Consider the following 20,819-nt stretch of genomic DNA (forward strand, 5'->3'; position numbering starts at 1 on the left):
CTATACTTCGCGCGTGCCGATTCCCGCTGCCAGTGCCGACATCCGCGACCTGCGCGCCACCGCGCGCTGGGTCCGGGAACTCGCTCGGGACGCCGGCTTCCAGCGCTGCGGCATTTCCGGGGTCGACCTGGAGGGGGACGAACGCCACCTGCGCGACTGGCTGGCCCAGGGCCTGCACGGCGGCATGGGCTGGATGGCCCGGCATGGCGACCTTCGTGCGCGCCCCGCCGAGCTGGTGCCCGGCACGGTGCGGGTGATCTCGGTCGGGCTGGACTACGGCCAGGACCCGGACCAGGCCTGGGCCACCCTGGCCGACGGGGAGCGCGCCTACGTCGCCCGCTACGCGCTCGGCCGCGACTACCACAAGCTCATGCGCCGACGGCTGCAGCGCCTGGCCGACCGGATCGCCGAACGCATCGGCCCGTTCGGCCACCGGGTGTTCGTGGATTCGGCGCCGGTGCTCGAACGCGCGCTGGCGCGCGACGCCGGCCTGGGCTGGATCGGCAAGCACACCTGCCTGATCGACCGCGATGGCGGCTCGTGGTTCTTCCTCGGCGAGATCTACGTCGACCTGCCGCTGCCGGTGGACGAGCCGGCCAGCGCCCACTGCGGCACCTGCGTGCGCTGCATCGAGGTCTGCCCGACGCGCGCCATCGTCGCCCCGCACCGGCTCGATGCGCGGCGCTGCATCTCCTACCTCACCATCGAGCACGAAGGTCCGATCGACGAGGAACTGCGCCCGCTGATCGGCAACCGCATCTTCGGCTGCGACGACTGCCAGTTGGCATGCCCCTGGAACAAGTTCGCGCGTCGCACCGACGAACCGGATTTCCGTGCCCGCAACCGCCTCGACGAGGCCACGCTCGACGAGCTTTTCGCCTGGAGCGAGGAGGAATTCCTGTGCCGCACCGAAGGCTCGGCAATCCGCCGCAGCGGCTACCGGCGCTGGCTGCGCAACATCGCCGTGGCGCTGGGCAACGCGCCGACCACGCCGCGGGTGGTGGCGGCGCTGCAATCACGTCGCGACCACGAGGATGCGGTCGTGCGCGAGCACGTGGACTGGGCGCTGCGCAGGCACGAGGCGCGCGGGGTCGCGCCCGGAACGGTGCCAGCGACCCGCTGAGCCGCCGGGCCAGGCACGGAGGCGTCAGCCGCGCGCGCGGATTTCATCCAGCAGCGCGCGGGTGACCGGGTCCTGCGCGCCCTCGCCGCCTTCGAGCGCGGGCAGCAGGCGGTTGGCGACCTGCTTGCCGAGCTCCACGCCGAACTGGTCGAAGGCGTTGATGCCCCAGGCCACCGACTGCAGGTACACGCTGTGCTCGTACAGCGCGATCAGCATGCCCAGCGAATGCGGGGTGAGCGCGTCGAGCAGCAGCAGCGTGCTCGGACGGTTGCCGGGGTAGGCGCGGTGCGGATCGTCGCTGGCCTGTCCGTTGGCCAGCGCTTCGGTCTGCGCCAGCAGGTTGGCCAGCAGCGCGCGGTGGTTGTCGTCGTAGCCGTCCTCGCTGCGCACCACGCCGATGAAGTCGGCCGGCACCACCTGCGTGCCCTGGTGCAGCGCCTGGAAGAAACTGTGCTGGGTGTCGGTGCCCGGACCGCCCCACCACACCGGCACCGTCTCCTCGCCTACCGGCGCGCCGTCCAGCCGCACCGACTTGCCGAGGCTCTCCATCACCAGCTGCTGCAGGTAGTTGGGCAGCAGCTTCAGCCGCTCGTCGTAGGGCAGCACCGCCTGGGTGGCCAGGCCGAGTGCGTTGCGGTTCCACAGCGCGGTGAGCGCGTGCATGACCGCGAGGTTCTCCCGCGGCGCGGCGCTGCCGGCATGCGCGTCGAGTTCGGCGGCGCCGGCCAGCAGCTCGCCAAAGCGCTCCATGCCGATCGCCAGCGCGATCGGGAAGCCCACCGCCGACCACAGCGAATAACGCCCGCCGACCCAGTCCCACATCGGCAGGATCCGCTCCGGCGCGATGCCGAACGCGGCCGCGCGCTCGACGTTGGCGCTCACGCCGTACACCCGGCCGTCGTCGCCCAGCCACTCGCGCACGATGCGGCCGTTGAGCAGGGTCTCCTGGGTGCCGAAGGTCTTGGAGATGAGGATCGCCGCGGTCTTCGCCGGATCCAGCCCGGCCAGCACGCGGCGCGCGGCGTTGCCGTCGACGTTGGACAGGAAATGCACCCGCGGCGTCGCGCCCGGTTCGGCCAGCGCATCGACCACCAGGCGCGGGCCGAGGTCGGAACCGCCGATGCCGACGCTGACCACATCGGTCACGCCGCTGTCGACGACCTGCCGCACCAGCTCGCCCATCCGCTCGCGCGCCTGGCGCGCCTGGGCGCTGCACTCGCGCGCATACGGCGCCTGCGAACCGTCGCCGCGCAACGCGCTGTGCAGCGCCGCGCGCCCTTCGGTGGGGTTGACCTGCTCGCCGTCGAGCAGGCGGCGCATGGCGCCCGCGAAATCACGCGCCTGGGCCAGCGCATGCAGCGCGTCGAGCGCGGGCGCGTCGTAGCGCTGGCGGGCGAAGCTGGCGTACAGCGGACCCACCCGCAGCGCCAGCAATCGCGCACGATCCGGATCCTCCTCCAGCAGGCGCGCGATCGGGGTGGATTCGAGTCGCCGGGCGTGGGAACGGAGGGTCGCGAAGTCCGACATGGTCGTGTGCCTGCAGTCTGGGTGGGGGAAGTCGCGGCACGGCGAAACCGTTGCCGCCGAAACGGGCGCCAACGACCGCGCCCGCGAACAGCGGGCAAGTATAGGAGCGAACGCGGCCGCCCGCAGCGGCCGCTCAGCCCAGCTCGAACTCGAGGTTGTCGATCAGCCGCGTCCGGCCCAGCCGCGCCGCGACCAGGGCCACGTAGGTGCCGGGTCCGACCGTGGCGCCGACCTCGGTGAGGTCGGGCCGGCGCACCACCGCGTAGTCGACGTCGAATCCATCCTCGCCCAACGCGGCCCGCGCCCGCGCTTCGACGTCGGCCGGCGCCGTGCCCGCGCGCATCGCCTCGCGCATCGACTTCAGGACCTGGTGCAGGCGTGGCGCAAGCGCGCGTTCGCCTTCGTCGAGGTACTGGTTGCGCGAGCTCATCGCCAGGCCGTCGGCCTCGCGCACCGTCTCGCCCGCCAGCAGTTCGACCGGGAACGCGAGGTCGCGCACCAGGTAGCGGATCACCGCCAGCTGCTGGTAGTCCTTGCGCCCGAACGCGGCCACGTCCGGCTGCACCTGGTTGAACAGGCGTGCGACCACGGTGGCGACGCCGTCGAAGTGCCCCGGGCGGTGCGCGCCTTCGAGCACGTCGGTGACGCCGGGCACCCGGATGCGCACTTCCTGGCCGGCGCCATAGGGGTACATGGTCTCGACCGACGGCATCCACAGCAGGTCGCATCCGGCGGCATCGAGCCCTTCGGCATCGCGCTCCGGGGTGCGCGGATAGCGCTCGAGGTCTTCGTTCGGGCCGAACTGGGTCGGGTTGACGAACACGCTGGCGACGACGCGGTCGGCATGCGCGCGCGCCAGCCGGACCAGAGAGAAATGCCCCGCGTGCAGGTTGCCCATGGTGGGCACGAAGCCCACGCGCAGCCCCTCGCGCTTCCATTCCCGGACGCGCGCGCGCAGGCGGTCGATCTCGCCGGTGGTTTCGATCATGCGAAGGCGCCGTCAGTCGTAGGCGTGTTCGGGACCAGGAAAGCTGCCATCGCGCACGGCCGCCACGTAGGCGCGCGCCGCGCCCGCAACCGAGCCGCCCCCGGCGAGGAAGTCCTTCACGAACTTCGGCCGCCGGTGGCCGCTGTCGAGGCCGAGCATGTCGTGCAGCACCAGCACCTGGCCGTCGCAGTGCGGGCCGGCGCCGATGCCGATGGTCGGGATGGGCGAGGCGCGGGTGATCTCCGCGGCCAGCGCCGAGGGCACGCATTCGAGCACCAGCATCGCCGCGCCGGCCTCCGCCACCGCGAGCGCGTCGGCACGCAGCTGCTCCGCCGCCGCCGCCTCGCGCCCCTGCACCTTGTAGCCGCCGAAGCGCAGCACCGACTGCGGGGTCAGGCCCAGGTGCGCGCAGACCGGGATCTCGCGCGCGCACAGGAACCGGATCGCGGCCAGCTTGTGCGCACCGGCGCCTTCGAGCTTGACCATGCCCGCGCCGGCCTGCAGCAGGCGCGTGGACGCGTCCAGCGCGCGCTCCGGGGTCGCATCGGCCTGGAACGGCAGGTCGGCCAGCAGCAGCGCGCGGCGCAGGCCCCGCGACACCGCGGCGACGTGGTAGGCCATGTCGTCCACGCTCACCGGCAGGGTCGAGTCGTGGCCCTGCACCACCATGCCCAGCGAATCGCCCACCAGCACGATGTCGACGCCGGCGGCGTCGAACACGCGCGCGAAGCCGGCGTCATACGCGGTCAGCATCGCCAGCTTGCGGCCGGCCTCCTTGGCCTCGGCCAGTTGCGGGACGGTGACGGGCTTCTCTGGGGGGGCGGGCTGTGTCATGGCGCTAGGGTATCGCTTCGATGCCGGTGGCATCCAACTTCGACAGGGCGGCGGCCACGGTGCCGTGGCCGGGGATGCGCGCCCCGGGCGCGACCTCCGCCAGCGGCACCAGGGCGAAGGCGCGTTCGTGCAGGTGGGGGTGCGGCACCTGCAGCCCGGGGGCGTCGATCACCGACTCCCCGTACAGCAACAGGTCCAGGTCCAGGGTGCGCGGGCCCCAGCGCGGGCCGTCGCCGCGCGCGCGGCCGAAACGCCGCTCGATCGCAAGCAGCGCATCGAGCAGGGCGCGCGCCGGCAGCGAGGTCTCGACCACGGCCGCGGCATTGAGGAAGTCCGGCTGCGCGGCGTGGCCCCAGGCGGGCGTGCGGTACAGCCGCGAGGCGCGCAGCAGCCGGGTGTCGGCCAGCCCGTCCAGCGCCTCGAGGGCAGCGGCCAGCGTGCGCGCCACCTCGCCGAGGTTGCCGCCAAGGCCGACGCAGGCCTGCGTCCGGTTCATTCCCCGGCGGCGTGGCTGCGGCGGCGGCGGCGACGGCGCTTGCGCGGCGCGCCCCCCTCCTCCACCGAACCGTCGTCCGGCCGCGTGGCGATCGCCGCGTCCGGATCGCGCTGCGCCTCCTGCCAGAACGCGATGTCCTCCTCGTGCGCGGGCGAGGCGGCCCGGCGCAGGACCAGGAAGTCGAAGGCCGCGCGGAAGCGCGGATGCGCGAGCGTGCGCAACACCCGCTTGCGCTGGCGCTGGGAGAAGCGCGCCTGCATCAGCCAGATCTCCTGCATCGGCAGCGAGAACCGCCGCGGCAGCGCCACCCGTTCAAGCTGGTGCAGGGTGACCCGGTCGGCGGCGCGGCGCTCGGCCTCGGCCGCGTGCAGGCCCTGCGCCTGCAGGGCCATCAGGGTGCGGCAATAGGCCGGCCACAGGAGCACCGCGAACAGGAACGCCGGCGACACCGGCTCCTCGCGCGCCACCCGCTGGTCGGTGCTGCGCAGGCCCTCGAGCAGCATCCGCCGCAGCGCCCCGCTGCGGTTGGCCGCCAACGCCGCGGCGGTCTCGGGGAACAGGACCGGCAGCAGGCCATGGCGGTCGAGCCCCTCGAAGCTCTGCTCCGCGTGGCCGGCGAGGAACATCTTCAGGCACTCCTCGAACAGCCGCGCCGGCGCCGCCTCGGCCAACAGCGGGGCCAGCCGCGGCAGCGGCTGCGCGGTGCCCGGGTCGATCCTGAAACCGAGCTTGGCCGACAGCCGGACCGCGCGCAGCATCCGCACCGGATCCTCGCGATAGCGCGCCTCGGGGTCGCCGATCAACCGCAGCACGCGATTGTTGACGTCTTCGAAGCCGCCGACGTAGTCGCGTACCGAGAAGTCGGCGATGTCGTAATACAGCGCGTTGGCGGTGAAGTCGCGGCGGACCGCGTCGTCCTCGATGGTGCCGTAGACGTTGTCGCGCAGCAGGCGGCCGCCGTCGACCACCTGGCGGTCGCCGCTGCCGTCGTCGACATTGGCGCGGAAGGTCGCGACCTCGATGATCTCGCGGCCGAACACCACGTGCGCCAGGCGGAAGCGGCGGCCGATCAGGCGGCAGTTGCGGAACAGCTGCTTGACCTGCTCGGGAGTGGCGTCGGTGGCCACGTCGAAGTCCTTGGGCGACAGTCCAACCAGCAGGTCGCGCACCGCGCCGCCGACCAGGCAGGCACGATGACCCGCCTCGTGCAGCCGGTAGAGGACGCGCAGGGCGTTGGGACTGATCGCCCGGCGCGAAATCGGGTGCTGGTCGCGCGGGATGATCCGCAGCGCGCTCGTGTCGGGCGGGTTGTGGGTCGGCATCAGGCCAGGGAAATTCCGTTCGGCACCGCTATCCGGCGGCCGCAAGGCTGCTATACTAGCAAGCCGCGCAGGGCCACCGGCCATCCGCCGGGCGCCCGGCACCGGTCGCCCATGCGGTCCGCCCGCCCGCGCGCGGCCACCACGCTCCCTTCGTCTAGCGGTCTAGGACGTAGCCCTCTCAAGGCTAAAACACGGGTTCGAGTCCCGTAGGGAGCGCCATCTTCCAGCAGGCCCGCGCAAGCGGGCCTTCCTTTTGGCCGCGCGGCGCGCGCGGATGCGAATGCTTCGCAGCGCCCGGCGCGCGGCTGTTCTAGAATCCCGAGGCTCCCCCGGCTCCACGGAACCTTCGCGAAATGCCCTTCGTCGTCACCGAAAACTGCATCAAGTGCAAGTACACCGACTGCGTCGAGGTGTGCCCGGTCGACTGTTTCCACGAGGGCCCGAACTTCCTGGTGATCGATCCGGACGAGTGCATCGATTGCACCCTGTGCGAACCCGAGTGCCCGATCAACGCGATCTACCCCGAGGACGACGTGCCCGCCGGGCAGGAGCACTTCGTGGCGCTCAACGCCGAGCTGTCGAAGGAATGGCCGGTGATCACCGCGCGCAAGGACCCACCGCCCGACGCCAAGGAGTGGGAAGGCAAGCCGGACAAGCTCAAGCTGCTCGAGCGCTGACCCCGAAGGGTCCGCCCAGCGTCGCCGGCCCAGCATCCGGGCCAGGGTGGCGTCGCGATCGACGAGGGGGGCTTGGACGTCCCCGGCCAGGCGCAGCGGCAGCACCGCCACCAGCCCGTGGCCGATCCATTCGTCGGCGGTCTCACCCAGCGCTGCGAGGGTCGCGTCCCGGCGCGGTCCAAGCGCGATGACGAGAACGGCCGCCGGACGGGACGACCGTCGGGAACCGGTGGCGGCGGCCGGGGGACGCCAGGCGTCGATGCGGCGCGGCGCGCACCCGCCTTCGGGTTGCGCGCGGCAGCGCTTGCTGATCGGCACGGCGTGCCCGCCGCGCAGCACCACCGTGCCGTTGCCGGCCGCGGCCGGATGAACCCCAGCCAGACGCGCCACTCACGCCGCGGCCGGGCCGCGGACCAGGCCAGGCCCAGACGCGGGGCGCCCTGGCGACGGGAGGATCCCGCGGCGCGGGGCCTGGTCCGGCCCCCGGATCAGGGCGCCAGCGCGGCGCGCAGGGCCTCGATCAGCCGCTGCGGCGGCTCGCCGGCCGCCGGCAGTCCGCGCGGATCGACCGCCGCCACGTAGGCGCCGTTGTCGGTACGGGTGACCCGCACCAGGAACTTGGCGTCCTGGTAGTCGACGTCGTAGGTGCCCAGCAGCTGGGCGCGGTTGACGATCGTCAGGCCCGGCGTGGCCGCCAGCACCTCGCCCACGCGGGTGAACACCGAGTCCAGGTCGCCGGCCACGGCGAAGCCGTTGGGTTGCGGGGTGGCCGGGGCGGCCATCGACGAACGGGTCACGCTGCCGGTTTCCGGCACGAGCATGGCGCCGGAAGTGTCGGGGCGGTCCAGGTCGGGCGGGACTTCCAGCGGCCGGGTCTCCGGCGGCCCCGCGTACAGGTCGCTGCCCTTGCGGAACCACTTGCAGCCGCTGGCGCCCAGCACGGCGGCGGCGACCAGCGCCACCGCGAGCAGGCGGATCAGGGAACGGGAATGACGCATCGGGTGTCTCCTGCGGGAAAAAGGTCAGGCCGCGAGCGGATCGCGGAGGCTGCGTTCGATCGCTTCGGCCGCGGCGGCCATCCGCGCGGCGGCGGCGTGGTGGGCGTCGGACAGGGGCGTGAGCGGCAGGCGCAGGCCGGTGCCGAAGCCCAGCCGCTGCAGCAGCGCCTTGACCGGGATCGGGTTGGGCTCGACCGACGCGAACGCATACAGCGGTTGCAGGCGCGCGTCCCAGGCCAGCGCTTCTTCGCGGCGGCCGGCCAGGGCCAGCTCGCACAGGCGGCGCATCGCGCCGGGCACCACGTTCGAGACCACCGACACCACGCCGTCGGCGCCCCCGAGCATGGCCGCGGCGGCACTGGCATCGTCGCCGCAAAGCACCGCGAAGCCGTCGCTGCGCAGCGCCAGCCACTCCTGCAGCCTGCGCGGGTCGGACACCGCCTCCTTTACACCTGCGATGCGCGGATGGCCAGCCAGGCCGGCGACCGTGGACGGCTGCAGGTCGCAGCCGGTGCGCGGCGGCACGTTGTACATGACCACCGGCAGCCCGCCCTCGTCGGCGACGGCGCGGAAGTGCGCCAGCAGCCCGGACTGGGTGGGACGCGCGTACGGCGGCGTGACCACCAGGGCGGCGTCCGCGCCCAGCGCGGCGGCGCGGCGCGTGGCCTCGATCGTGCGCGCGGTCGCGGTGTGGCCGGTGCCGGCCAGCACCGGAACGCGCCCGCCGGCCACCTCCACCGCGGTGCGCAGCAGCGCTTCGTACTCGGCATCGCGCAGCGAAGCCGCCTCGCCCGTGGAGCCGGCCACCACCAGCGCCCCCGTGCCGCCGGACAACTGCGCGAGCAGCAGGCGTCGCCAGGCGTCCAGATCGAGTTCGCCCGCCAACGTGAACGGCGTCGCCAGCGCGGTGATGCTGCCGGAAAGTCGCAAGTGGGAGAGTCTCGTGCGGTGGCCGCGCGCAAGGCGCGGGACTATGGGGATCGGGCGAGGGCATGTTACTTGCGGCCCGGAAGCACGGGCAAGTATGCTGGCCCCGGCCCCGGCCCCCGGCTGGGCCGCCGTTCACACCGCATTCCACGCCAGATCCCGCCCGTCGCGGACGCCGCCTTGACCGACCCAGACAACGCATCCCGGCCTTCGCCGAACGAGAACTACCTGCTGATCAACGCCTACACGACGCACCCGGCCTCGCCGCTGCTGGCCGTGTCCAGGCGCATCGCCGACAGTGGCTGCAACCTCGTCGACACACGGCTGTCCACGGTCGGCCGCGACGTGTCCGTGACCGCGCTCGCCACCGGCTCGTGGGATGCCGTGGCCAAGCTCGAGGCGATGCTCGCGCGGCTTGAGCGCGAGGAGGACCTCAAGCTGGTCTGGTACCGCACCGGCCCCAAGCCGGTGCAGTCGAACCTGCTACCCTACATCGTCGAGGTGGTGGCGGCCGACAAGCCCGGGATCCTGTTCCAGCTGGCCGATTTCTTCGACCGCCAGGGCATCACCATCGAGAGCCTGCACTGCTCGCGCTACCGCGCGATGCAGACCGGCGCGGACATGTTCTCGGCCCAGGTGACCATCGGGGTGCCGGCGAACATGCACATCGCCGCGCTGCGCGACGATTTCCTCGAGTTCTGCGACCACCTCAACCTCGACGCGATCATGGACCCGATGAAGTTCTGAGGTCCCGCCCAGGACTCCACGACCCCGGAGCGACCCACAGCAGCATGACCGCCGTCGGCAAGATCCTCCCCAAGTCCACCCTCTCGATGCCGCTCGCGCTTTCGGGCGGCGCCACCACCACCCTCGCCGACTACGCCGGCAGGTGGCTGGTGCTGTACTTCTACCCCAGGGATTCAACCCCGGGTTGCACCACCCAAGGGCAGGATTTCAACGCGCTGCTGCCCGAGTTCGAGCAGCTCGGCGCGGCGGTGCTCGGCGCCTCGCGCGATTCGGTGAAGTCGCACGACAACTTCCGCGCCAAGCAGGGCTTCCGCTTCCCGCTGGTAAGCGACCCGGACGAGACACTGTGCCGCGCGTTCGACGTGATCCACGAGAAGAACATGTACGGCCGCAAGGTGCTGGGCGTGGTCCGCAGCACCTTCCTCATCGACCCTTCCCACCGCCTGACCGCCGAATGGCGCGGGGTCAGGGTCCCCGGCCACGCGCAGGCCGTGCTCGACGCGCTGAAGGCCGCACGCAACACGTGAGCCTCCCGCATCCCGCCACGCCCCGCCGCCCTGCCCCGCAGGCCGCGGCGGCGCGCGGCCGTCCCCGCTCCACCGCCAATCGGAGGCGATCCGCCCGATGATGACCCAAGGCAAGCGCGTGTACGTGCTGGACACCAACGTCCTCATGCACGATCCGACCGCCCTGTTCCGGTTCGAGGAGCACGACGTGTTCCTGCCGATGCAGGTCATCGAGGAGCTGGACAACGGCAAGAAGGGAATGTCGGAGGCGGCGCGCAACGCGCGCCAGGTCAGCCGCTTCATCAACGAGCTGATCGAGTCGCAGGGCGCCGACAGGATCGCCACAGGCCTGGTGCTCGAGCGCCCGCGCTCGCTGCAGCTGCGCGGCGCGGCCAGCATCGGCAAGCTGCGCTTCCAGACCACGATGCCGGCCGAGGACAAGACGTCGTTCGGCGCGGTGGCGCCGGACAACCGGATCCTCGGCGCGATCCTGCAGCTGCGTCGCGACGAACCCGAGTACCCGGTGGTGTTCGTCTCCAAGGACATCAACCTGCGGATCAAGGCGGCCATCGCCGGCATCGTCAGCGAGGACTACGAGAACGACCGCGCGCTCGACGACTTCAGCCTGCTCTACACCGGCGCCACGCCGCTGCCGGAGGACTTCTGGACCCGCCACGGCAAGGACCTGCGCTCGTGGACCGACCGCGGTCGCACCTACTACGAGGTGGCCACGGCCCAGGACTGCGACTGGTACCCGAACCAGTACCTGTACCTGCCGGGCGACGACCAGTCCGAGTTCCGCGTGGACCGGGTCGAGGACGGCAAGGCGGTGCTGCAGATCGTCGACGACTTCCGCGGCAGCCAGCACGCGGTGTGGGGCATCAGCGCGCGCAACCGCGAGCAGAACTTCGCGCTCAACGCGCTGATGGACCCGGAGATCGACTTCGTCACTCTGCTCGGCACCGCCGGCACCGGCAAGACCCTGCTCGCGCTCGCCGCCGGCCTGGCCCAGACCATGGACCAGCAGCGCTACCGCGAGATCATCATGACCCGCGCGACGGTCAGCGTCGGCGAGGACATCGGCTTCCTGCCCGGCACCGAGGAAGAGAAGATGACGCCGTGGATGGGCGCGCTCACCGACAACCTCGAGGTGCTCACCCGCGACCAGGAAGGCGGCAGCTGGGGCCGCGCGGCCACCAACGACCTGCTCGCCTCGCGGATCAAGATCCGCTCGCTCAACTTCATGCGCGGACGCACCTTCCTCAACCGCTGGCTGATCCTGGACGAGGCGCAGAACCTCACCCCCAAGCAGATGAAGACCCTGATCACCCGCGCCGGACCCGGCACCAAGATCGTGTGCCTGGGCAACGTCGAGCAGATCGACACGCCCTACCTCACCGAGACGACTTCGGGCCTGACCTACGCCGTGGACCGCTTCAAGAACTGGGCCCACAGCGCCCACGTGACCCTGCGCCGCGGCGAGCGTTCGCGGTTGGCCGATTACGCCTCCGAAGTGCTCTGACCCAGCATCGCCGCCCCCGATGCCACCCGCGGGAGCGGCTTCAGCCACGACGGGCTCGGCGGTTGCCGTGCTGGCACGGTCCCGGCAGAAGCCGCTCTTGCAGGACACGGCCGCCGTCGCGGCCCGGCCTGATCAACCGGTTGCGGCCTGCGGACCACGTCCGCGGAGCCCCACGCCCCTGGCGTTGACGACACCCTGCGCCGCCCCATGCACAATGCGGGCATGAGCCACAGCGCCGACGCCGCCCCCAAGCCCGCCCGTTCGGCGAGCCGACCCAGCCTGCGCGAGCGCTTCGACGCGATGCGCAACCTGCCACCGTTCCTGCGCCAGATCTGGGCGACCAGCCCGTGGCTGACGATGGCCAGCATGGGCCTGCGCCTGGTGCGCGCGTTCATGCCGGTGCTCACGCTGTACATCGGCAAGCTGATCATCGACGAGGCGATCCGGCTGGTCGGGCTGGGCCTCTCGTTCGACTCCATCGGCGAGGCCTGGCGCAGCGGCCAGCTCGACCACCTGGCATGGCTGCTGGCGATCGAGTTCGGGGTGGCGATCCTCTCCGACCTGCTCGGCCGGCTGGTGAACTACGCCGACTCGCTGCTCTCGGAACTGTTCACCAATGCCACCAGCGTGCGCCTGATGGAGCACGCCGCGACCCTGGACCTCGAGGACTTCGAAGACCCGGAGCTGCAGGACAAGCTCGACCGCGCCCGGCGCCAGACCATGGGCCGGATGAACCTGATGGGCCAGCTGTTCGGGCAGGTGCAGGACGCGATCACCGTCGTGAGCTTCGCCATCGGCCTGCTGGTGTACGCGCCGTGGCTGATGGTGCTGCTGGCGATCGCGCTGGTCCCGGCGTTCCTCGGCGAGGCCCACTTCAGCGCCCTGGGCTACTCGCTCAACTTCCAGTGGACGCCGGAACGGCGCCAGCTCGAGTACGTGCGCCAGACCGGCGCCAGCGTCGAGACCGCCAAGGAAGTGAAGATCTTCAACCTGCACCGCTTCCTGGTGGACCGCTACCGGACGCTGGCGCAGAAGTTCTACCTGGCCAACCGTGCGCTCGCGCGCCGGCGCGCGTTCTGGGGCACCCTGCTGGCCGCGCTCGGCACGCTGGGCTACTACGTGGCCTATGCCTACATCGCCTGGCGCACGGTGCGCGGCGACTTCACCATCGGCGACCTGACCTTCCTGGCCGGCAGCTTCCGCCGCCTGCGCCAGCTGCTCGAGGGCCTGCTGATCGGATTCTCCCAGGTCGCCAGCCAGGCGCTGTACCTGGACGACCTGTTCTCGTTCTTCGAGGTCGAGCCGGAGATCACCTCGCCGGCGGACCCGCGCCCGTTCCCGAAACCGATCCGCCAGGGCTTCGTATTCGAGGACGTGGGCTTCCGCTACCCCGGCGCCGAGCGCTGGGCGGTACGGCACCTGGACTTCGAGCTGCGCGCGGGCGAGGTGCTGGCCCTGGTCGGCGAGAACGGCGCGGGCAAGACCACGCTGGTGAAACTGCTGGCACGGCTCTACGACCCGGACGAGGGCCGGATCCTGCTCGACGGCCACGACCTGCGCGAGTACGACCTGGACGAGCTGCGCGCCAACATCGGGGTGATCTTCCAGGACTTCGTGCGCTACCACCTGACCGCGGCCGAGAACATCGGCGTCGGCCAGATCGACCGCATGGACGACCGCGCGCGGATCGAGGAAGCCGCGCGCCGGGCGATGGCCGACGAGGTGGTGGAGGCCCTGCCCGACCGCTACGACCAGCTGATCGGGCGGCGCTTCAAGACCGGCGTGGACCTGTCCGGCGGGCAATGGCAGAAGATCGCGATCGCCCGCGCCTACATGCGCGACGCGCAGGTGATGATCCTCGACGAACCCACCGCGGCGCTCGACGCGCGCAGTGAATACGAGGTGTTCCGGCGCTTCAAGGAGCTGTCCGACGACCGCACCGCGGTGCTGATCTCGCATCGGTTCTCCAGCGTGCGCATGGCCGACCGGATCCTGGTGCTGGCCGACGGCCGGGTCGAGGCCAGCGGCACCCACGAGGAGCTGATGGCCCAGGGCGGGCGTTACGCCGAGCTGTTCGAGCTGCAGGCCGCGGGCTACCGCTGAGCCCCGGCACGGGCCGCCCTGCAGGCGGCGCCAGCCGCCATCCGGACCCATCCTTGCGACCACGCAGGCCACCTCAGAGGGGCAGCTGCCCCTGCGCATCCTCCGGCGCGCCGTAGTCGAGGCGTCCGTCGACCAGCCGTGCCGCCGACGTCCACGGGTGCTCGCGCATGTCGCCCGGCGCCAGCAGGTGAACCACCGTCCAGCCGCGGGCCCTGGCGTCGTCGGCGATCAGGCCCCGGTGGCAGGTCCACCACGTCGCCTCCGCGCACATCACCGCCGTGGCCGCCTGCCGCGCCAGCGCGAACAGGCGTTCGCGCGCGGCGGCGTAGGCCGGGGTGTCCATGTAGTCGGCATAGCCGCGGAAGCCGGCGTTGCGCCAGGCGGTGTGTGGCGAATCCGGGCGCGGCCGGCGCCGCCCGCCCAGCCCGGGCATGTGTACGTAGCCGATCCCCGCTCCGGCCAGGCCCGCGGCCAGCGCTTCGGCCCCGAACTGCGGGTGCCGGCGCGAGCCGGGGAAGCGCCGCACGTCGGCCACGCAGGCGATCCCCGCCTCGCGCAGCATGCCCACGAACTCCCCGAGCGTGCGGGTGGAATGGCCGATCGTCCAGAGCCTGTCCATGGACACAGCCTGCCATCGGCGGCGTGGACAAGATGCCCACGCGGCCCCGCGCCGGCCGCCGGCGCGCGCCGGATACAATATCCGGTTGTAACCCCACCAGACCCCTCCCCATGTCCTCCGCCTTCGGCACCGAGACGGTGCTGGACGTCCGCCACTGGACCGACAGCTACTTCAGTTTCACCACCACCCGCGACGACGGCTTCCGGTTCGAGAACGGCCAGTTCGTGATGATCGGGCTGGAGGTGGACGGCCGGCCGCTGATGCGGGCGTACTCGATCGCCAGCGCGAACTGGGAGGAGCAGCTGGAGTTCTTCAGCATCAAGGTGCCCGACGGCCCGTTGACCTCGCGCCTGCAGCACGTGCGCCCCGGCGACACCCTGCTGATCGGACGCAAGCCGACCGGCACCCTGCTGATCCACGACCTGCACCCGGGCCGCAACCTGTACCTGCTGGGCACCGGCACCGGTCTGGCGCCGTGGCTGTCGATCATCAAGGACCCGGAGACGTACGAGCGCTTCGAGCGCGTGGTCCTCGCCCATGGCGTGCGCGGCGCGGCCGACCTGGCCTACCGCGACTACATCCTCAACGAACTGCCGCGGCACGAGTTCCTGGGCGAGCAGATCTCGCGCCAGCTGCTGTACTACCCGGCGGTGACGCGCGAGCCGTTCCAGTGGCAGGGCCGCGACCAGCGCGGTCGCCTGACCGAACTGCTCGACAGCGGCCGCATGGCCGCCGACCTCGGCCTGGACCCGCTCGATCCGGCACGCGACCGCGCGATGATCTGCGGCAGCCCGCAGATGCTGGCCGACTTCCGCGCGATCCTCGACCGCCGCGGCTTCAACGCCGCGCCGCGCATCGGCACGCCGGGCGACTACGTGTTCGAGCGCGCGTTCGTCGAGAAGTGAGCCGGCGCCCCGCCACGCACCCGCCCGGCGTAGAATCCGGATCCACGAGGAGGATGCAAGCGATGAAGATCCTGGTCCCGGTCGACGGCAGCGACGCCAGCACCCGCGCGCTCCGGCACGCGCTGGCCCTGTGCAAGGCATTCCGCAGCGGCAAGCTGCTGGTGGTGGCGGTCGACGATTCGCTGTTCCCGGGCGCCGAGCGCAAGATGGGCGCCGAGGCCGCGGCGGCCCACCACGCCGAGAACTTCGAGCGCATGCTCGGCCCGGCCAGGAAGCTGCTCGCGCGGCGCAAGGTCAAGGCCGAATTCATCGAACTGGTGGGCGACGTGGCCGCCAGCATCCTCGAGGCGGCAGCCGCGAAGAAGGCCGACGTGATCGTGATGGGCTCGCGCGGCGCCGGCGGCATCAAGGGCGTGCTGCTGGGTTCGGTGTCGCAGAAGGTCCTGGCCGGCACGCCGGTGCCGGTGACCATCGTCAACTGACCGCGTCGCGGCCGCTTCCGGCCGCCTGCGGCGGAGCTCCCAGCGCGGCCTCGATCGGCCCGCGCAGCGCGTCGGGCGCCACCGTTGGCGCGTGCCGCGACCGTACCCGGCCGTCGCGGCCAACCAGGAACTTGGTGAAGTTCCACTTGATCGCATCGATCCCCAGCAGGCCGCCCTTCTCGCGCCTGAGCCAGGCCCAGAGCGGGTGCGCATCGGGGCCGTTCACCTCGACCTTGGCGAACATCGGGAAATCGACCCCGTAGTCGAGCGTGCAGAACGCCCGGATCTGCTCCTCGTCGTCCGGTTCCTGGTGGCCGAACTGATCGCAAGGGAAGCCCAGCACCACCAGGCCGCGCTCGCGATAATCGGTCCACAGCCGCTGCAGGCCGGCGTACTGCGGCGTGAATCCGCACTTCGAGGCGACGTTGACCACCAGCAGTACCTTGCCGGCGAACTCCGACAGCGGCCGCGGACGGCCGTCGATGCCGGTGGCGGTGAACTCGAATGCGCTCGTCACCGCACCGCCCCTGGCACTGCGCGCAACGGCCGGGCGAACGGCCGCACGCCGAGCTCGGCGTGGATCTCCGCCGGGTAGTAGGCGACGTCGCCCCGGATCACCGTGGCGACCTTGCGGATGTCGCCGATGTCGACGGTGGGATCGCCGTCCACCAGCACCAGGTCGGCGACCTTGCCGGGCGTGATGCTGCCGAGGGTGTCGAGCACGCCCGAGTACCTGGCTCCGTTCCAGGTCGCCACCTGCAGCGCCTGGGCCGGGCTCAGGCCGGCGCGCACGTACAGGGCCAGCTCGTGGTGCAGGGTAAACCCGGGCACCTCGTCGGTGCCGGCGACGACCGGCACGCCGGCGCGCCAGGCGCGGCCCACGAATTCGACCATGCGCTCGAACGACGCGCGGTACCGCGCCCCGGTGGCGTCGTCGGGGATGTCCATCTCCGCGGCGCGGCGGCTGCGCTGCACGTCGGGCGGCAGATGGTCCTCGATCCCGGCGAAGATCGGCGTGATCTGGCCTTCGCGCTGGTGCAGGAACTCGAACGTGGCCAGGGTCGGATCGATCACGATCTGCTTTTCGGCCAGCAGGGCGATGAAGTCCTGCACCGGCTTCGAGTCGAGGTCCAGGTCCGCGGCCTCGCGCGCAGGCAGGTAGAAGCGCTCCAGGGTGCGGGTGTCGGTGTCGGGCTTCACCAGGAAGTTCAGCACGATCTGATTGATGTGGTTGAGCTCGTCGAAGCCGGCGTCGAGCGCGTCCTGCGCGCGCAGGAACACCGGCACGTGCCCGCTCACCCGCAGGCCCCGGGCGTGGGCGCGGGCCACGGTCTCGGCGAGGATCTCCTTCGGGAACGAGTTGTAGACCTTGAGTTGCCGGTAGCCATGGTCGGCGTACCAGTCGACCGCCCTGGTCGCCGCGTCGAGGTCGGCAACCACGAAGCCGATGCGCGCGGACTGCTCGCTCTCGCCCTCGAGGAAGCCGGCGGGCACGATCCGGGGCATCAGCAACGTGCCGTCCGCGGCCTCGGCGATGATCTGCTGCACGGTCCCGTTGTCGTTGCCCATGTCGCGCACCGAGGTGACGCCCGCGGCCAGCTGCAGCCCGCCGCTCCAGCGGCTGACGTGGGCGTGCATGTCGAACAGGCCCGGCAGCAGCACGCGCCCGCCCGCGTCGATCACGTGGTCGGCGGCGTCCGCGTCGGTGCCCGCCGGGACCACCGACTCGATCCTGCCGTCGCGCAGGCGCACGTCGGACGCTTCGCCCAGCCTCGCGTGCTCGCTGTCGAACACGCGCGCATTGCGGACCAGGGTGGTGCCCGGCAGGCGGTGCGCCAGCCGGCCGTGCATGGCCACCAGCGCCTCGGACTCGGCCCGCTTCTGCACCTCCTCCAGCGCATCGGCGTTGGCCTCCCAGCCCTCCTCGATCATCTGCACGAAGCCGGGATGGATGTAGGCGAACAGGCGCGGCCGGGCCTCGTCCGTCGCCCAGGCGAAGCTCGGGGCGAAGCCGATGCCGGTGATTGCCAGCAGCTGCACGCTGCGGCGGTCGCCGCCCTTGCGGACCTGGGCTTCGGCCACCTTGCGCGCGCCGAGAACGCCGCTGGGAATGAGCGGCAGGCGGCCGTCGGGACGCGCCGCGAGCGCCGCCAACGACACCGATGCCGCCGCCGGGCTTCCGCCCAACGGGGAGTACTGCGCGCCCGCCTCGACCCGCTGCTCGCCCCGGTCGGAGGTCGAGGTCCACCGGGCGACGCCGTCGGCCAGGGTAAAGGCCTCGTCCACCGGCGCGCCGAAGGTGGACGTGCCGATGACGCGATAGCGGCGGAACGTCCCGTCGGGATTGAGGCTGAATTCCTCCCTCAGCTCCGGCCCGCGGCCGTTGTCCTTGAAGACGAACTCGGTGCGCGTGACGCCGTCGTCGCCCTCGGCCACCACCTGGTACCCGGCCCGCTTGCCGCCCTCCACCAGCACCACGTAGCGCAGACCGTCCGCCGCCCCGGCGGCGCCCGCCGCCGCGATCGCGAACGCGAACGCCAGCCCCGCACCAAGCCGGGGGAACGTGCCTCGGGCCATGGATCCTCCCCTCGCCGCCTGCGGCGCGACGGCCGGCACATCCGGCCCCTGGGCCGAGTCTAGCGCCCGCGCGGCGCCGGAACACCATGTGCCGTTCGTCATGCCCTGGCCTCCACCCGCCATGGGCTACCCTTGGATCCATTCAAGTTTCCGAGGATCGACCGATGAAACACCCGCTCGCCGCGGCCCTGGCCGTCGCCCTGGCCGCCGTCGCATCCGCGCCCGCCTCCGCCCAGGATCCCCAGCCCGCGCCCGTGAACGCCGACTCCGCCCCCCAGGCCCGGTCCGACAACCCGCTTCTGGTCGACAGCCCCCTGCCGCTGGGTTACCCCCAGTTCGACAAGCTGCGTGACGAGCATTTCGCGCCGGCGTTCGAGGCGGGCATGGCGCAGGAACTGCAGGAGGTCCGGGCGATCGCCGGCCAGCGTTCGGCGCCGACCTTCGAGAACACGATCCTGGCGCTGGAGAAGTCCGGCCGGCTGCTGTCCAACGCCCGCCGCATCTTCGCCAACCTCAACGGCACCGACACCAACGACGCCCGCAAGCAGATCAACAACGAGTACGCGCCGAAGTTCGCCGCGCACCGCGACGAGATCATGCTCGACCCACAGCTGTTCGCGCGGGTCAAGGCGGTCTACGAGCGACGCCACGAACTCGGCCTGGACGAGGAAGGCGTGCGCCTGGTCGAGGAGTACCACAAGCAGTTCGTGCGCGCCGGCGCCGAGCTGGGCGACGCCGACAAGGCGCGCCTGAAGGAGATCAACTCGCGCCTGGCGGCGCTCGCCACCCGGTTCTCGAACAACGTGCTCGACGAGGTCAACGACTCGGCGGTGCTGGTGGACGACGCGTCCGAGCTCGCCGGCCTGACCGACGCCCAGATCGCCACCGCAGCGGCCGCCGCCAAGGCCCGCGGGCACGAGGGCAAGTACCTGATCACCCTGCTCAACACCACCGGCCAGCCGCCGCTGGCGCAGCTGGAGAACCGCGCCCTGCGCGAGCGCGTGCACAAAGCCTCGGTCGCGCGCGGCAGCCGCGGCAACCAGTGGGACAACACCGGTATCGTGGCCGAGGTGCTGAAGCTGCGCAGCGAGCGCGCGCGCCTGCTGGGCTACGACACCCCGGCCGCCTACACGCTCGCCGACGAAACCGCGGGCACGGTGGAAGCGGTCAACGACATGCTCGGCCGCCTGGTGCCGGCGGCGGTCGCCAACGCGCGCCGCGAAGGCGCCGCGCTGCAGGCGATGATCGACCGCGAGCAGGCCGCGAAGGGCGAGCCGTCGTTCCAGCTCGAACCCTGGGACTGGGCCTACTACACCGAGAAGGTGCGCGCGGCCGAGTACGACTTCGACGACAACCAGCTCAAGCCCTACTTCGAGATGCGCAACGTGCTGGAGAACGGCGTGTTCTTCGCCGCGACCCGGCTGTACGGCATCACGTTCAAGGAGCGCACCGACCTGCCGAAGTACCACCCCGACACGTGGACCTACGACGTGTTCGACAAGGACGGCAAGCAGCTGGCGATCTTCATCTTCGACCCGTACGCGCGTCCGTCCAAGCGCGGCGGCGCCTGGATGAACTCGTACGTGGGCCAGTCGGAGCTCGAGGGCACCCTACCGGTGGTCGCCAACCACCAGAACGTGCCCAAGCCGCCGGAGGGCGAGCCGACCCTGCTCACCTGGGACGAGGTCACCACGATGTTCCACGAGTTCGGCCATGCGCTGCACGGCATGTTCTCGGACGTGAAGTACCCGTACTTCTTCATGAACGTGCCGCGCGATTTCGTGGAGTTCCCGTCGCAGGTCAACGAGATGTGGGCCGACTGGCCCGAGATCCTGGCCAACTACGCCAGGCACTACCAGACCGGAGAGCCGCTGCCGCAGGCGTTGCTGGACCGCAAGATGGCCTCGGCCACGTTCAACGAGGGCTTCGCCACCACCGAGTACCTCGGGGCGACGATCATCGACCAGTACCTGCACCAGCTGCCGGCCGACCGGCTGCCGGGCGCGGCGCAGGTCATGGAGTACGAAGCGCAGGCGCTCAGGCAGGCCGGGCTGGACTACGCACCGGTCCCGCCGCGCTACCGCACGCCCTACTTCAGCCACATCATGGGGGGCTACGCGGCGGCCTACTACGCCTACATCTGGTCGGAGGTGCTGGACGCGAACACGGTCGAGTGGATCAAGGCCAACGGCGGGCTCAAGCGCGAGAACGGCGACCGCCTGCGCGAGACCCTGCTCTCGCGCGGCGGGGCCAAGGACGCCAGGCAGCTGTTCGTGGACTTCACCGGCCACGAACCGCGGATCGAGCCGCTGCTCAAGAAGCGCGGGCTGGACGCGGCGCCGTCCGCGGACTGAGCATCCGCGCCGGGGAGGCAACGCGACGCCGCCGGGCAACCCCGGCGGCGTTTGCGTTTCCGGCGCCGGCAGCCCGCGCCTTCGCCATGGTCTCGTCACCAGGCGCGGCGCG

Annotated in this window: 19 protein-coding genes and 1 tRNA gene; 10 read left to right on the plus strand and 10 right to left on the minus strand. The window is 71.6% G+C overall.

The genetic code is table 11. From position 1 onward, the window contains the following. The first annotated feature begins 19 nt into the window (after nucleotides 1–19). Nucleotides 20–1,123, plus strand: coding sequence for a tRNA epoxyqueuosine(34) reductase QueG (queG, locus tag FQY79_RS03895; protein ID WP_146311826.1), 1,104 nt, complete (start codon nucleotides 20–22; stop codon nucleotides 1,121–1,123). A 24-nt stretch (nucleotides 1,124–1,147) separates the two neighbouring features. On the opposite strand, the gene pgi is transcribed toward queG, so the two are convergent. The 5 genes from pgi to pcnB all read right to left on the minus strand — a co-directional run bounded on the left by pgi (nucleotide 1,148) and on the right by pcnB (nucleotide 6,290). Beyond that, nucleotides 1,148–2,650, minus strand: coding sequence for a glucose-6-phosphate isomerase (gene pgi / locus FQY79_RS03900; RefSeq protein WP_146311015.1), 1,503 nt, complete (start codon nucleotides 2,648–2,650; stop codon nucleotides 1,148–1,150). 133 nt (nucleotides 2,651–2,783) lie between these two features. Further along, the gene (gene panC, locus FQY79_RS03905) at nucleotides 2,784–3,638 is read right to left on the minus strand and encodes a pantoate--beta-alanine ligase (protein ID WP_146311017.1); all 855 of its coding nucleotides are present in this window, start codon (nucleotides 3,636–3,638) and stop codon (nucleotides 2,784–2,786) included. Nucleotides 3,639–3,650: 12 nt separating this feature from the next. Next, a complete protein-coding gene (gene panB, locus FQY79_RS03910) occupies nucleotides 3,651–4,472 on the minus strand; it encodes a 3-methyl-2-oxobutanoate hydroxymethyltransferase (RefSeq protein ID WP_146311019.1) in 822 nt (273 codons plus the stop codon). A 4-nt stretch (nucleotides 4,473–4,476) separates the two neighbouring features. Then, nucleotides 4,477–4,968, minus strand: coding sequence for a 2-amino-4-hydroxy-6-hydroxymethyldihydropteridine diphosphokinase (gene folK, locus FQY79_RS03915; protein ID WP_146311021.1), 492 nt, complete (start codon nucleotides 4,966–4,968; stop codon nucleotides 4,477–4,479). Continuing rightward, nucleotides 4,965–6,290: a polynucleotide adenylyltransferase PcnB gene (pcnB, locus tag FQY79_RS03920; RefSeq protein ID WP_146311023.1), complete on the minus strand. Its 1,326-nt coding sequence runs from the start codon at nucleotides 6,288–6,290 to the stop codon at nucleotides 4,965–4,967. The genes folK and pcnB overlap by 4 nt, the downstream gene beginning before the upstream one ends. A 143-nt stretch (nucleotides 6,291–6,433) precedes the next feature. Between pcnB and FQY79_RS03925 the strand changes: the two genes are divergently transcribed. Together FQY79_RS03925 and fdxA are read left to right on the plus strand one after the other, a co-directional pair. Beyond that, a tRNA-Glu gene (locus FQY79_RS03925) sits at nucleotides 6,434–6,509 on the plus strand. A gap of 134 nt (nucleotides 6,510–6,643) precedes the next feature. Then, nucleotides 6,644–6,967 (plus strand): ferredoxin FdxA, encoded by a 324-nt coding sequence (gene fdxA, locus FQY79_RS03930; RefSeq protein ID WP_146311025.1) that lies wholly within the window; start codon nucleotides 6,644–6,646, stop codon nucleotides 6,965–6,967. Between the two features lie 488 nt (nucleotides 6,968–7,455). On the opposite strand, the gene FQY79_RS03935 is transcribed toward fdxA, so the two are convergent. Then, nucleotides 7,456–7,965 (minus strand): hypothetical protein, encoded by a 510-nt coding sequence (locus tag FQY79_RS03935; protein ID WP_146311027.1) that lies wholly within the window; start codon nucleotides 7,963–7,965, stop codon nucleotides 7,456–7,458. Nucleotides 7,966–7,989: 24 nt separating this feature from the next. Continuing rightward, nucleotides 7,990–8,895: a 4-hydroxy-tetrahydrodipicolinate synthase gene (dapA, locus tag FQY79_RS03940; protein WP_146311029.1), complete on the minus strand. Its 906-nt coding sequence runs from the start codon at nucleotides 8,893–8,895 to the stop codon at nucleotides 7,990–7,992. Between the two features lie 141 nt (nucleotides 8,896–9,036). On the opposite strand from dapA, the gene FQY79_RS03945 reads away from it, so the two are divergent. The 4 genes from FQY79_RS03945 (at nucleotide 9,037) to FQY79_RS03960 (ending at nucleotide 13,770) form a co-directional block, all read left to right on the plus strand. Further along, nucleotides 9,037–9,639 (plus strand): glycine cleavage system transcriptional repressor, encoded by a 603-nt coding sequence (locus FQY79_RS03945; protein ID WP_425463183.1) that lies wholly within the window; start codon nucleotides 9,037–9,039, stop codon nucleotides 9,637–9,639. Between the two features lie 44 nt (nucleotides 9,640–9,683). Then, the gene (locus tag FQY79_RS03950; protein ID WP_146311033.1) at nucleotides 9,684–10,166 is read left to right on the plus strand and encodes a peroxiredoxin; all 483 of its coding nucleotides are present in this window, start codon (nucleotides 9,684–9,686) and stop codon (nucleotides 10,164–10,166) included. A 100-nt stretch (nucleotides 10,167–10,266) separates the two neighbouring features. Further along, entirely contained in the window at nucleotides 10,267–11,667 is a 1,401-nt protein-coding gene (locus tag FQY79_RS03955) for a PhoH family protein (RefSeq protein WP_146311830.1), read from the plus strand. A 222-nt stretch (nucleotides 11,668–11,889) separates the two neighbouring features. Then, the gene (locus FQY79_RS03960; RefSeq protein ID WP_146311035.1) at nucleotides 11,890–13,770 is read left to right on the plus strand and encodes an ABC transporter ATP-binding protein; all 1,881 of its coding nucleotides are present in this window, start codon (nucleotides 11,890–11,892) and stop codon (nucleotides 13,768–13,770) included. Nucleotides 13,771–13,843: 73 nt separating this feature from the next. Here FQY79_RS03960 and FQY79_RS03965 read toward each other — a convergent pair whose 3' ends face one another. After that, nucleotides 13,844–14,389, minus strand: a complete 546-nt coding sequence (locus FQY79_RS03965) for a DUF488 domain-containing protein (RefSeq protein WP_146311037.1) — start codon at nucleotides 14,387–14,389, stop codon at nucleotides 13,844–13,846. A 110-nt stretch (nucleotides 14,390–14,499) separates the two neighbouring features. Here FQY79_RS03965 and FQY79_RS03970 point away from each other — a divergent pair, with 110 nt between their 5' ends. Both FQY79_RS03970 and FQY79_RS03975 read left to right on the plus strand, forming a co-directional pair. Beyond that, nucleotides 14,500–15,294, plus strand: coding sequence for a ferredoxin--NADP reductase (locus FQY79_RS03970; protein WP_146311039.1), 795 nt, complete (start codon nucleotides 14,500–14,502; stop codon nucleotides 15,292–15,294). A gap of 62 nt (nucleotides 15,295–15,356) precedes the next feature. Beyond that, nucleotides 15,357–15,776 (plus strand): universal stress protein, encoded by a 420-nt coding sequence (locus tag FQY79_RS03975; RefSeq protein WP_186759755.1) that lies wholly within the window; start codon nucleotides 15,357–15,359, stop codon nucleotides 15,774–15,776. Here the strand turns inward: FQY79_RS03975 and FQY79_RS03980 are convergent. Both FQY79_RS03980 and FQY79_RS03985 read right to left on the minus strand, forming a co-directional pair. Beyond that, nucleotides 15,769–16,293, minus strand: coding sequence for a glutathione peroxidase (locus FQY79_RS03980; protein WP_146311043.1), 525 nt, complete (start codon nucleotides 16,291–16,293; stop codon nucleotides 15,769–15,771). The two genes, FQY79_RS03975 and FQY79_RS03980, sit on opposite strands and share 8 nt — an antisense overlap. Then, on the minus strand, nucleotides 16,290–18,353 hold the full coding sequence (locus FQY79_RS03985; RefSeq protein ID WP_146311045.1) for an amidohydrolase family protein: 2,064 nt from the start codon (nucleotides 18,351–18,353) through the stop codon (nucleotides 16,290–16,292). The genes FQY79_RS03980 and FQY79_RS03985 overlap by 4 nt, the downstream gene beginning before the upstream one ends. A gap of 164 nt (nucleotides 18,354–18,517) precedes the next feature. Between FQY79_RS03985 and FQY79_RS03990 the strand changes: the two genes are divergently transcribed. Beyond that, on the plus strand, nucleotides 18,518–20,707 hold the full coding sequence (locus FQY79_RS03990; protein ID WP_146311047.1) for a M3 family metallopeptidase: 2,190 nt from the start codon (nucleotides 18,518–18,520) through the stop codon (nucleotides 20,705–20,707). The last annotated feature ends 112 nt before the right edge of the window (nucleotides 20,708–20,819 follow it).

The sequence above is a fragment of the Luteimonas wenzhouensis genome, assembly GCF_007859305.1.
GTDB lineage: Bacteria > Pseudomonadota > Gammaproteobacteria > Xanthomonadales > Xanthomonadaceae > Luteimonas > Luteimonas wenzhouensis.